A 12,507-nucleotide genomic window follows, 5' to 3' on the forward strand; every position below is an offset into this window, starting at 1 on the left:
GCCTCGGCCTGCGCTGGCGTGGGCGCAGCAAACGTGCGCGAGAACCATGCCGAAACGGCTGGATGGAAGGAGTCGACAGGGGTGCGGGCAGACATCGGCGGGAAAAAATCACGACGGGTGGCCAGCCTACACCTGTGCGTGTCTCAGGACATGGGACACAGGCGGCAATCCAGCGAAGATTGCCGCCTCGCCGGGTCAGGGAATCGCCAGGACAACCGGATCAAAGTTCGCTGCGAAGAGCTCGTCGGTCAGGATGGAGATCGGCCCGTTCATTGCCGAATGGTTGCCGCAGTTGTAGTGCAGGTTGTCCGGTGCGCCGAGAGGGACGACAAAGGTCAGCGTCTGCGTACCGCTGGCGCCGTTGTTGGTCACGCCATCGTTGTACAGGTTGGCTGATCCGGTGGTATTCGTGGTGTTGATGTTCAGCGGATGTGCACCACTCACGTTCTGCATCACGAACTCGTACGTCTTGCCGCGCAGAAGCGTCAATGGCGGATTCGCCTGGCCGTCGATCAGCCACGAAGTCATGCCGCTGTTGATGACATCCATGGAAATGGCTGGCTCGCCGGCCTGGGTTGGCAGGCTTGCTGCTGCAAGCAAGGCGAATGCAAGCAGGGGCGCATGTCGGAAAAACGGGGCGCGCGGGTTGGTTGGCACCATGATCTGATCTCCCTGATAGAACGAATGAAAGCGGCGCGCAAGACATGCGCTTTATCGCAGTACTCGTAGTGAGTACCGGAACAGGGCGATCCGGTTGCAGGGCAAGGAAAAAAATATTTCTGGCTGGCCAGAACCGGGCCAGGTGAGCGACTCTTAGCCTGGAGTCGCAGGATCGAGGGTCAGCACAACCGTCGATGTCAGATGGTCCAGCGCTTGCGCCGGGTCGGCACAGCGACCGCTGTGTACCGCGGATGTCTGGATCATTGCGCTCCGCGGTGCAACCAGCCAGTGGAAGCGCTCGCGTTGGCTGAGTTTGCCGATCGGCCCTGCATTGAGGCCACCAGCACAAATCCGCGAAATTGCGGTCAGATGAGCGCGGACCAGGAGCAGATCCACCGTCGGATCCAGGGCCAGCAATCGACTTTCGCCGAGCTCGATGCGCGCCTCGAGAAATTTCGCCGCATGACAGGAAACGATGACGCCCACATTGAGGAACTCCTCGCGTTCCGGGCGAGGTACGACACGCACGATCGCGTAGTCATACCAATGCAGCGTGGGCACGAATGGCCTCCTCGCAAAACTCGCGCGGTGACTGGAGGCGGCTGAGCAACCAGTCGACATAGGCATCGCGAACAGCCTCGACATTCGCGAAGCCGGACTCTCGTTCAAGCCAGGCATCCGGGATGCTCGTGACGATGTCGCGAATTGCGGATTCACCGAGATGCGCCGCCATGCCGGCATCAATCTCATCCAGCCGGTTTGCAAACGGCAGCAACACGTGATCCCTGATCTGCGGAAATCCGGAGCGGCTGCGTGCAAGTGCGTCGTCCCAGGCATGGTGGAAGTAAAGCGCTGCACCATGGTCGATCAGCCACAGCTGGTCGTGCCAGACCATCATGTTGGTATTGCGCGGGGTGCGATCGATATTCGTCACCAGTGCATCCAGCCAGACTATGCGCGATGCAAGTTCGGCATCCGGCTTCCATGCAAGCGGATCGAACGTGACCGCACCGGGCAGATAGTCGAGTGCGAGGTTCAATCCCTCGCTGGCTCGGATCAGATCCTGTATCTCGGGATCCGGCTCGGTGCGTGCCAATTCGGCATCGACTTCGACAAGGACGATTTCCGGCATGGGCAGGCCGCAGGCGCGCGCCAATTCGCCCGCGACCAGTTCGGCAACCAGTGCCTTGGGTCCCTGTCCTGCGCCTCGAAACTTGAGCACGTACATGCCGGCATCGTCGGCTTCGATGATTGCCGGCAGCGAGCCACCTTCGCGAAGGGGCGTGACGTAGCGGGTAGATGTGACAGTGCGCAGGTTCATGCGACGCGATGCTCGCATTGATTCATGAGGATGCAAAGCGCCGTGTTCGCCTTGAATGTCACGGCCCGAGTTGGCGGCAGTCAGCCAGTTCCAGGCTTCAGCCGCCTTGCGACTCGGACCACGAGGCCATGCGTTTTTGCATTTCTTCTGGCGGCACATCCTCGACGTGGGTTGCCAGTGACCATTTGTGGCCGAACGGATCGACGACCGATCCCATGCGATCACCCCAGAACTGATCTTCGACCGCACGGTCCTGCTTCGCACCGGCCTTGATGGCTTTGGCGAATGCAGCATCGGCATCGGCGACGTAGATCATGAACGATGCAGTCGGGCCGCCACGCGCATTCGGACCACGGATGTTCATCTCGGCGAATTCGTCGGACAGCATGATATGGGTGTCGCCGATCTTCACTTCGGCATGTCCGATCATGTCACCCATCGGCAGCCGATAAAGTTCCGTAGCGCCGAATGCTTCGGCATAGAAATCGATCGCCTTGGCTGCGTCGTCGACCGTCAGATAGGCGGTGACCGTGTGATAGCCGGCAGGTATCGGCTTTACGGCGGACTTTGTGTTCATGGCTGGCTCTCGTGCTGTCGGGGTGGCTGCCGATCGTAGCGCTACGGCAGCTGTCGCGCCATTGCAGAAGGAGTGTCAGCTCGCGGCTGCTCGTGCGTGTTTCGCCGGGAGCCAGCGCGCGCGCAGCGCCCTGTCCAGTGGAATCGAATAGGCGTGTGCGAGTATCGCGCCGAGCAACCAGCACAACGCCACGGCGGGTGCGTACCAGAGGAAGCCGAACCATGGGTCCGCGGCCCAGCGTTGATAGATGGCGGTAATGCCGAACACGACGAACATGTGGGTCAGGTAGATTTCATAGCTGAGCCGACCCATCGAAGCCAGCCATCCGGTCCCCCGCGGCATTTCGGATCGCTCGTCCTTCAGCGCGTACAGGAGGACGCCGGCAGACACGGTCAACACGAGCATCAGGCCATTGCCGATCGTGGACCACAGAACATTGGCAAAGAGCAGGTTGGCCGCGATACCGGTACAGCCCAGTACACAGAGGATTCGCCGTAACGCGGGTCCGGGATCAGGCAAGCGCCTGGCGAACAGGGCGGCCAGCACGCCTGTAGCGATCGCCGCCATGCCCGGCAGGTAGGCCTTTTCCTGCCAGATCTCGTTGCCCACGATCGCGGCCCGGGTTATTGGCAGAGACAAGGCGAGGATGGCCAGCAGAATCCACAGCAGGGCCGATCTGCGCACGACAAGACATGCCAGTGGAAAGGCGAGATAGAACACCTCTTCGATCGACAGCGACCACAACACGTCCCAATTGCCGGGCAGGTAGCCGGTCGAACCTTCGTACCAGTTCAGATACAGGCCGAATACGGCCATCACGGCTCCTGGCAAGGATTGCCGCTCTTCATCGATCGTGAAAAAAGGCACGCCAAACAGATGCAGCGCGCTGAGTACCGCTACCAGCAGCACCAGGCACGGAAGGATGCGCGCCCCTCGACGAACGTAGAACGCACGCAAGTCGATGCGGTCCAGGCTGCCCCAGCGCTCGAGTGCATTTCTGGTGATCAGGAAGCCCGAAATGACGAAGAACAGGAACACGCCCTCGTAGCCGTTGTAGACAAACGCATTGAGCAGGCTGCGAGGGAGGAAGGCTTCCAGTCCTCCATCCTTGAGGGGAATGCGAATGGCGATGTGATGCACGATGACGAGCAGGATTGAAAGGCCGCGAAGCAAATCGATAGCAGCATTGCGCGTTGCAGCGGCGCGATGGTCGGCAAGCGCGTCGCTTGGGGTCATCTTCAATCAGCCACGCGTTCGGAGGAAGTTGCATTATTAACGAATGGGCCCGGTCTTGCTCAGAATGCGGAATGGCTTGTCTGCGTATCACGGCTTGCCGCTGCATTGCGATGAGGTCTGCCCACTTCGAAGCCGGGCGGCGTGTTGCCGCCTCGCGGTTGCGCGCACCCCAGGTGATGGCGACGCTCGGCAGACGTATTGCGAGTGATTCGCATTCGTGATTTAATTGCCGCTGCCAAGAATCCGTCAATCTTTCCTGATGAACAAGTCAGTTGACCCGAAGCGCCGGTCGTACTGGCTGAAGACCTTGCATGAATGGCACTGGATCAGTTCGGCGCTGTGTCTGGTCGGGGTCCTGTTGTTCAGCGTTACCGGGATCACGCTCAATCATTCGTCCCAGATCGAAGCCAAGCCGGTCGTGGTGACCCTGAAAGCGATCTTGCCAGCGGACCAGATCGCGACGATGAGTGCCATTCCCGATGACGCGAACATTCCGCTGCCCGATCAACTGCGCGAGTGGCTAGCCAGGGAAATGGACATCCGGGTCGGCCAACGCATCGGCGAATGGTCTGACACGGAAGTCTACGTGTCGATGCCGCGGGCCGGAGGCGATGCATGGATGAGCATCAATCGCGGCAGTGGAGAAGTCGAGTACGAACGAACCGATCGAGGCTGGATTGCGTGGCTCAATGACCTGCACAAGGGTCGCAATACCGGCACCGCCTGGAATTGGTTCATTGATGTCTTCGCAGTGGCCTGCATCGTGTTCTCGGTGACCGGGTTCTTCCTGCTGCAGCTCCATGCGCGGCAACGACCACTGACCTGGCCACTGGTCGGTCTTGGATTTCTGGTCATGCTGCTGATTGCCATCCTGTTCATCCACTGAGAGATCCCGCATGCGACCCCTCCTGCTCCTTTCAATACTGTTTTTTGCCTCGTCCGCCACGGCTGGCGGTATCAGCATCACAGTGGACATTCCGCGCATCGACGCGTCCGAATATCACCGCCCCTATGTAGCAGTATGGGTAGAGAACACGGATCAGAGTGTCGCTGCCAACCTTGCCGTCTGGTATGCGCAGAAGGAAACCAAGGAAGGTGCCGGAACGAAATGGTTGGCTGATCTGCGCCAGTGGTGGCGTCGCAGCGGACGTGATCAGTCCATGCCGATTGACGGAGTCAGTGGCGCTACGCGTCCGGTGGGTCAGCATCAATTGCAGTTTGACGCCGGCAAGCCGCCACTGGCCCAGCTGAAGCCCGGTCGCTACGGACTCGTCGTCGAAGCGGCGCGAGAAGTCGGTGGGCGTGAATTGTTGCGAATTCCTTTCGATTGGCCGATCACCGAAACACTTCACCTCGATGCCAGGGGCGAACACGAACTTGGCCTGATCAAGCTTGACCTGAATCCCTGACTACGGAGTGCCGACATGATCGACGCATTGAAATACCTGACCCTCGCCATGGCCATCGCCCTGCCATTCTCCGCGCAGGCACACAAGGCCTGGCTGCTGCCGTCTGAAACCGTACTGTCGGGCGAAGACCCGTGGATTACGGTCGACGCGGCAGTCTCGAATGACATCTTCTATTTCAATCACGTGCCACTGCGCCTGAATGGCTTGACCATCACCGGACCCGATGGAAACAGCGTGCAGATGGAGAACAACGCGAGCGGAAAATTGCGCAACACCTTCGACGTGCATCTGGCCGAGCCCGGAACCTATCGCATCGCCGTGGTCAACGCGGGCTTGTTTGCGAGTTGGGATGTGGATGGAAAGCCCAAGCGCTGGCGCGGCAGCCTGGAAAACTTTGCCAGCGAAGTCCCCAAGGACGCAAAGGATCTCAAGGTCACCCAATCGGCCGGGCGGATTGAAACCTTCGTCACGGCGGGGCGCCCGAACGAAACCGCATTGAAGTCCACGGGAAACGGACTCGAGATGCTGCCGGTCACGCACCCGAACGATCTGTTCGCAGGCGAGACGGCGACGTTCAAGCTGTTGCTCGATGGAAAACCTGCGCCGGATCTCTCGATCGAAATCGTCCCCGACGGCATTCGCTATCGCGACAAGCAGAACGAACTTTCGGCCACCAGCGACAAGGATGGCCTGTTCACCGTCACCTGGCCTGATGCAGGCCGCTACTGGCTGGAGACCCAGGTCGAAGACGACAAGACCTCGGTGTCGCAGGCAACCCAGCGCCGGGTCAGCTACGTGGCGACGCTAGAGGTGTTGCCGCAGTAATGCCATCGCTCCGGCCCACACCAGGATCGACAGGTGCGGCCGGAGCATTGCTGCGCGCCATTCCGGCGCTTGTCCTGTCGGGCTTGCTGGCCGCTTGTACAACGTCCGAGAGCATCCATTCCCTGCATGGCGAGTCCATGGGCTCAACCTGGACCGTTCGTTTCGTCGGCCGGTCCGCTGACCTGGGCGCTACGCGGGAAGCCGTCGAGCAACGACTCGCGCTGATCGATCAGCAGATGAGTACGTGGAAGCCTGATTCGGACCTGAGCCGTTTCAACAACGCTTCTGCAGGCTCCTGGCACACATTGCCGCCGGAGCTTTTCGAGGTGGTGGATGCGGCGCTCGATCTTGCGTCGGCCTCCGGCGGAGCCTATGACCCGACAGTCGGCCCGCTGGTCGACCTGTGGGGGTTCGGCCCGGCCGGGAATCGGCGCGAGCCGCCAGCCTCGGAGGCGGTTGACGCAATGCGCAAGCAAGTTGGATGGGAGCGGGTCCAGCGCGACGCACCCGAACGGCGGGTGTTCCAGGACGGATCCGTTCACATCGATCTTTCTTCGATCGCACCAGGCTACGCCCTCGACATGATCGGTGACTACCTGGAGTCTCAAGGTATCCACGACTACCTCGTCGAAGTGGGTGGCGAATTGCGCGCGCGCGGCGTGAAACCGGATGGCGACGCCTGGCAAGTCGCCATCCAGAGGCCGCTGGAAAACGACAGTGCCGATGGCAGCATCACTCCCCAGCATGTGATCGGACTGCGCGATGCGTCGTTGGGGTCTTCCGGTGACTACCGGAACTTCTTCGAGGACGCCGGGCGTCGCTATGCACATCGGATTGATCCGCGCAGGGGCTATCCCCTCGACAACGGCATTGCGTCGGTAACCGTGATGTCCGCAATGGGTATTGACGCTGACCCGCTTGCCACCGCACTGAGCGTGCTGGGCGTGAAGGCAGGGCTCGAGTTCGCCAATCGCCGAGGACTGGCAGTTCTTTTCATCGTGCGCACGGATGAAGGGTTCGAAGAGGTCATGACGCCTCCCTTCGCGGCATTGCTGGCACGATGAACGCCAGCAGCGCCACCGGAAATACAAGTCGCTGGAAAGTGCTGGGCAATCTCGCGATAGCGAGCGTACTGATCGGACTCGCTATCCTGTCGCTGCTTTGGCAGTCCGGTCCGCTGGTCGTGCAGGAACCAGGTTTGCGCAGGGTCATGTGGGCCGTCGGAATCACGACGGCATATGTGTTTTCCTGCGCAATTTTCCATCTGGCGAGACGCAAGCGGACGCAACCGACCACCACGGCTCAATCAGCAACAAGCCCGGGCAGGAATCGCGAGACCGTGCTCCTGGCCTACGCCAGCCAGACCGGTCACGCCGAACAGTTGGCTGCACAAACAGCACAATCCCTGCGCAGTGCAGGCACGCACGTTGATGTGTACTCGATGCGCGATCTTGATCCAGCGAAGCTGCAGGCTGCGCGTCGCGCCCTGTTTGTCGTCAGTACCACCGGCGAGGGCGATGCCCCGGATATGGCGGCCGGTTTCGTCAGCAAGATGATGGACTCCGCCACGCCGCTAGGCGAGCTGCGCTACGGCCTGCTTGCGCTGGGCGATAGTGACTACACGAAATTTTGTGCCTTCGGCGACGCCTTCGAATCATTGCTGCGCAGCGCAGGCGCGCAGGCCATGTTCGACACGATAAAGGTCGACGATGGCGATGCCGGAGCCGTACGTCACTGGCAGTACCAGCTTGGACAACTGAGCGGCCGCAGTGACCTGCCAGACTGGCAGGTGCCCGAGTACGCACGCTGGAGACTGATCGAGCGTCGCGTGGTCAATCCGGGCAGCGCAGGGGATCCCTGCTTTCATGTCGTGCTGCGGCCGATGGATGCCGAGTGCCCACGCTGGCAAGCCGGAGATGTCGTGGAAGTCGGGCCGGAAAATGCGCCAGCGGACGTGGAAGCCTGGTTCAGACGGCAGGAGCTGGATGCGGATTCCCGGGTGATGATCAATGGCATCCCGGAAACCCTGGGTGCGCTTGCCGCGCGTTCGTTGCTGGGGGCCGGGATCACCGAAGGGACTGCGCAGCAGGTCGCTGAATCCCTCACACGGCTTCCTCATCGCGACTACTCAATCGCCTCGATTCCGGCAGACGGCCATATCCAGCTGTTGCTGCGCCAATGGCGGCGAAGCGATCGAAAGCTGGGTCTCGGCACGGGCTGGTTGACCGAGTTTGCAGATGTGGGAAGCGAGATAAGGCTACGTATTCGCACAAACCACGGGTTTCACGCGCCCGAGGACGATCGTCCATTGTTGCTGATCGGAAACGGCACCGGCATGGCAAGCCTGCGCGGGCTGCTCAAGCAGCGTGAGGGGGAAAGGCACCATCGAAACTGGCTGATCTTTGGTGAGCGCAACGCCGATTGCGACTTTCACTATCGCGAGGAGATCCTTGCGTGGAAGGAACGTGGAATGATCGATCGCCTCGATCTCGCCTTCTCGCGTGATCATGTCGATCGCATCTATGTCCAGCATCGACTTGAAGCCGCCGCCGATCTCGTTCGCGAATGGGTCGCGCAGGGTGCCGTGATCATGGTCTGTGGCAGCCAGGAAGGCATGGCGCCCGGTGTGGACCAGGTGCTTCGACGCATCCTCGGGAACGAGCTCGTTCAGGATTTGATCGTAACGTCCCGCTATCGCCGCGACGTGTACTGACCCCTGGCAGCCCGGCCGTAGCAAGTCACCTGAAGCCGTTTCGAAGCCCGTTCTTCAACAGCCAAATGGGGCTGGTCATCCGGGTACCCAAAACAACAACGCCCGCGTTCGCAAAGCGAGACGCGGGCGTTGGCCAGGCGGCAATCCTCGCCGCAAATGAGGCTCAGCCGGTTACTTGGCTTCCTTCTCCATCAGCTTCTCGACCATGCTGGCCGGCACTTCGGCGTAGCTGTCGAACTCCATCGTGAAGGTGCCGCGGCCGCGGGTGGCGGAACGCAGGAAGTTTATGTAGCCGAACATTTCCGACAGTGGAACAAAGCCCTGGACGAAGGACTGAAGGCCCTTCTGACCCTGCTCGCTGACCGTGCCGCGGCGGCGGTTGACGTCACCGATGATGTCGCCGAGGAACTCGGGTTCGGTAACCACTTCCACGCCCATGATCGGCTCGAGCAGCTTGGGACGGCTGCCGCGATGCGCTTCGCGGAACGCACCCTTGCCAGCGATTTCGAAAGCGAGCGCCGAGGAGTCGACGTCATGGAACTTGCCGTCGATCAGGCGAGCCTTGAAGTCGACGACTTCGTAGCCGGCAACCTGGCCCTTGCGGCTCTCGACGCGAATCGCGTGCTCGACGGCCGGGATGTATTCGCGCGGAATGCGGCCACCGACAATTTCGTCGGCGAACTCGATACCCGTGCCCGGCTCGCCCGGCTCGAAGACCATCTTCACTTCAGCAAACTGACCGGAACCGCCGGACTGCTTCTTGTGGGTGAAAACGAGTTCGATCGGACCACCAAAGGCTTCGCGGAAGCTGACCTTGGGCTTGCCCATGACGGCTTCGACGCCGAGCTCGGTGCGCATGCGGTCAACAGTGATTTCCAGATGCAGCTCACCCATGCCCTTGAGCACGGTCTGTCCGGTTTCCTTGTCGACTTCCATGTGCAGGGACGGATCGGCCTTGGCCATCTTGTAGAGCGCGCTCGACATCTTGTCGATATCGTTGCGGTTCTTCGGCTCGACCGAGACGCTGATGACCGGATCCGGGAAGCGCATGCGCTCGAGCAGAACCGGCGATGCGGGATCGGACAGCGAGTCACCCGTTTCCGTATCCTTCATCGATACGAAGGCGCAGATGTCGCCTGAGCGCACTTCATCGATATCCTTGGTCGAATCGGCCTGTACCTCAACGATACGGCCCACTCGCTCCTTCTTGCCGCGAGTCACGTTGAGCAGGGTGTCGCCCTTCTTGATCACGCCCGAATAGACGCGGCAGAAGGTCAAGGTGCCGAACTGGTCGTTGATGACCTTGAACGCCAGCGCGCGCGCGGGTGCGTCGTCGCGCACTTCCTGTTCACCGATGACCTTGCCGTCGACGTCGACCGTCGAGATTCCGCCGTTCTCGCCCGGGAACGGCAGATAGTCGATGACGCCATCGAGCAACTGCTGCACGCCCTTGTTGCGATACGAAGAGCCGCAGAATACCGGCACCAGCTTGCCACTGACTGCGCCGATGCGGATGCATTTCTTGATCATGTCCTGGTCGTACTCGCCTGTTTCGAGCAGGCGCTCGAAAGCGTCGTCGTCCATGGCCAGGGCAGATTCCAGCAGATCCTGGCGCAACTGCGGCAACTGGTCGACCCAGTCGTTGTCGACCGTCGAAGCAAACTTCAGGCGCGCACGCAGGTCTGCCAGTGGCACGGTTTCCCACTTGCTGTCCTTGTCGTCGGACTCCCAGATATAGCCCACGTTCGCGACCAGGTCGGCCATGCCGACAAACTCATCGCTGCTGCCAAGCGGGACCTGGCAGAGCAGGGCGTTGGCGCCGAGACGCTCGCGAATGCCCTTCACGCAATGGGCGAAGTTCGCGCCGATGCGATCCATCTTGTTGACGTAGCACAGGCGCGGCACGTTGTACTGGTCGGCCAGGCGCCAGTTGGTCTCGGTCTGCGGCTCGACGCCGGCGACGCCGTCGAAAACGACAACCGCGCCGTCAAGCACGCGCAGGGAGCGATTCACCTCAATCGTGAAATCGACGTGTCCCGGCGTGTCGATGACGTTGACCTGGTAGCCCTTCCACTCGGTGGAAACCGCAGCGCTCTGGATCGTGATGCCGCGCTTGCGTTCCTGCTCCATGTAGTCGGTCGTGGTCGAGCCTTTGCCGTCCTTGGTGTCGTGCACGTCGGTGATCTGATGCTTGCGACCGGTGTAATAGAGCACGCGCTCCGTGGTCGTCGTCTTGCCCGCGTCAATGTGGGCGATGATTCCGATGTTGCGGTAGAGCTTGAGTGCTTTCTGCCTGGCCATGATTTTTCTCAGATACTTGGTTGAAATTGGTTGGCCGAGCGGACAGGCGATGCAGGATCGCTCAAATCTACCGACCACGAAAAACGCGACACCAGACCCGCCAGCATAGGCGCGACAGGTCGCGCTGCTGTCAGGTGGGTGTCGTGGTAACTGCTCCGATTGCTTCAGCCACGTCGCAAACCTGAGTTTGCCCGGGCGTTCAGGACCAGCCTGAATCGGCGCGCGGATTTTACACGAACTGCGAGCTTTTCGCTCAAATCCGGTCCGGTTGCCTTCGGAAGCCAGGTTTCCGGCCCCGGAAAGGGTTCATTCCGGCCGCGACCACACATGTTGACCGACCCGCTTTGATGATTGGCCGGGACCTCCGAGCCTGAATGTCCGCGGCGGCGAGCTGCCCAAGGCCTTTCTATTCATTCTCGATCATCCCGTGTAGGATCGACCCGTCATTCACAGGGGGCTGGAATGAACCTACCGTCTCGAATTGGGCGCGCCTCAGCGCGCCGCGCGTCTTTTGCTGGCTTGCTGCTATGCGGCATTCTTGTCGTATTTGGCACCTGTGCCCACGCCGATTGGCAGATTCCCGCTGGCGCGAACGTTCAGCTTACGGGGGGGCATATTGGCCTCGGCGGCACCGATCTCCTCGTTTCCGGCACGCTCGGCCTTGGTTCAGGGTCTGTTGATCTGGCTGGTGCTGTCTCGATCAATCCCGGCGGTGTCATTGATGCAGGCAGTGGCTTGATCGAACTTGCGGGGACCTGGTCGAATTTCGGCAGCTTCCTGGCCGGCAGCAGCGTGGTCCAGTTTGTCGATGGCATCCAGGCACAGGCCGGCGTCAGTGGCGATTCCGTCTTTCACAACCTCAGTTTTGTCAGCGCCACCGGCAAGGCCTACATCTTTTCGGTTGGCACGACGCAAGGCATTGATGGCTTGCTGACGATTCTCGGCTCGGCGGCCCCGGCTATCCAGATGGCCAGTTCGACGGCCGGCCAGGTCGCCTACATCAATCTGCTGCCGACTGGTTCGCAGAGCATCGCCAACGTCGGTGTATCCGACGTGCACGCAATCGGCCAGCCTCTGGCTCCCGACCAGTCCAACCAGGGGGGTAGCGGCAATGACCTCGGCTGGTTCGGCAACACCGTATTCGTAGCCGGCATCCCGTTGCCCACGCTTTCCCCGGTCTGGCTGGCGATTCTCGCCTTGCTGCTGATCGTGATGGTCACCCGTCAGCGACGCGCCATGGGTCGCTGAGAAATCCAGACGAATCGAGCGACTTGCACAGGACACAATCATGAAACGACACACCGTACTCGCCTTTGCCATCCTGCAGACACTCGGTGTCGCCGCTGTCCAGGCACAGGATGTGACCGTCACGCCACCCGCAGGCGGCGGCTTCATCGTCGACAACGGCGTGTCTTCCCTGTTCGCGATCGACGCCTCCGGCAATTTGACCGTCGCCAATCTCGGC

12 protein-coding genes are annotated in these 12,507 nt (G+C 60.9%); 6 read left to right on the forward strand and 6 right to left on the reverse strand.

Going from position 1 to position 12,507, the window contains the following annotated elements:
- Nucleotides 1–195: 195 nt before the first annotated feature.
- From WBP53_RS07505 to WBP53_RS07525, 5 genes are all read right to left on the reverse strand, one after another.
- On the reverse strand, nt 196–660 hold the full coding sequence (locus WBP53_RS07505; RefSeq protein ID WP_423927497.1) for a hypothetical protein: 465 nt from the start codon (nt 658–660) through the stop codon (nt 196–198).
- Between the two features lie 153 nt (nt 661–813).
- Nucleotides 814–1,221: a DUF3037 domain-containing protein gene (locus WBP53_RS07510; RefSeq protein ID WP_423927499.1), complete on the reverse strand. Its 408-nt coding sequence runs from the start codon at nt 1,219–1,221 to the stop codon at nt 814–816.
- Entirely contained in the window at nt 1,199–1,975 is a 777-nt protein-coding gene (locus WBP53_RS07515; protein WP_423927519.1) for a HipA family kinase, read from the reverse strand. Before WBP53_RS07515 ends, WBP53_RS07510 begins: the two co-directional genes overlap by 23 nt.
- 103 nt (nt 1,976–2,078) lie before the next feature.
- The gene (locus WBP53_RS07520; protein ID WP_423927501.1) at nt 2,079–2,558 is read right to left on the reverse strand and encodes a VOC family protein; all 480 of its coding nucleotides are present in this window, start codon (nt 2,556–2,558) and stop codon (nt 2,079–2,081) included.
- Nucleotides 2,559–2,633: 75 nt separating this feature from the next.
- The gene (locus WBP53_RS07525) at nt 2,634–3,794 is read right to left on the reverse strand and encodes an acyltransferase family protein (RefSeq protein ID WP_423927503.1); all 1,161 of its coding nucleotides are present in this window, start codon (nt 3,792–3,794) and stop codon (nt 2,634–2,636) included.
- Nucleotides 3,795–4,053: 259 nt separating this feature from the next.
- On the opposite strand from WBP53_RS07525, the gene WBP53_RS07530 reads away from it, so the two are divergent.
- The 5 genes from WBP53_RS07530 to WBP53_RS07550 are packed head-to-tail and all read left to right on the forward strand — an operon-like array spanning nt 4,054 to nt 8,741.
- Complete coding sequence (locus WBP53_RS07530; RefSeq protein ID WP_423927505.1) at nt 4,054–4,680, forward strand: PepSY-associated TM helix domain-containing protein; 627 nt, start codon at nt 4,054–4,056, stop codon at nt 4,678–4,680.
- Nucleotides 4,681–4,690: 10 nt separating this feature from the next.
- Nucleotides 4,691–5,203: a DUF2271 domain-containing protein gene (locus tag WBP53_RS07535; RefSeq protein ID WP_423927507.1), complete on the forward strand. Its 513-nt coding sequence runs from the start codon at nt 4,691–4,693 to the stop codon at nt 5,201–5,203.
- Nucleotides 5,204–5,218: 15 nt separating this feature from the next.
- Nucleotides 5,219–6,028 carry a DUF4198 domain-containing protein gene (locus tag WBP53_RS07540; RefSeq protein ID WP_423927509.1) on the forward strand — a complete coding sequence of 270 codons (810 nt, stop codon included), beginning with the start codon at nt 5,219–5,221 and terminating at the stop codon, nt 6,026–6,028.
- Nucleotides 6,028–7,092, forward strand: a complete 1,065-nt coding sequence (locus WBP53_RS07545) for an FAD:protein FMN transferase (RefSeq protein ID WP_423927511.1) — start codon at nt 6,028–6,030, stop codon at nt 7,090–7,092. The genes WBP53_RS07540 and WBP53_RS07545 overlap by 1 nt, the downstream gene beginning before the upstream one ends.
- Nucleotides 7,089–8,741 carry a sulfite reductase subunit alpha gene (locus WBP53_RS07550; RefSeq protein WP_423927513.1) on the forward strand — a complete coding sequence of 551 codons (1,653 nt, stop codon included), beginning with the start codon at nt 7,089–7,091 and terminating at the stop codon, nt 8,739–8,741. The genes WBP53_RS07545 and WBP53_RS07550 overlap by 4 nt, the downstream gene beginning before the upstream one ends.
- A 171-nt stretch (nt 8,742–8,912) precedes the next feature.
- On the opposite strand, the gene fusA is transcribed toward WBP53_RS07550, so the two are convergent.
- A complete protein-coding gene (fusA, locus tag WBP53_RS07555) occupies nt 8,913–11,042 on the reverse strand; it encodes an elongation factor G (RefSeq protein ID WP_423927515.1) in 2,130 nt (709 codons plus the stop codon).
- 462 nt (nt 11,043–11,504) lie between these two features.
- Between fusA and WBP53_RS07560 the strand changes: the two genes are divergently transcribed.
- A complete protein-coding gene (locus WBP53_RS07560) occupies nt 11,505–12,290 on the forward strand; it encodes a hypothetical protein (protein ID WP_423927517.1) in 786 nt (261 codons plus the stop codon).
- The last annotated feature ends 217 nt before the right edge of the window (nt 12,291–12,507 follow it).

This window comes from Dokdonella sp., assembly GCF_049593775.1.
GTDB lineage: Bacteria > Pseudomonadota > Gammaproteobacteria > Xanthomonadales > Rhodanobacteraceae > Dokdonella.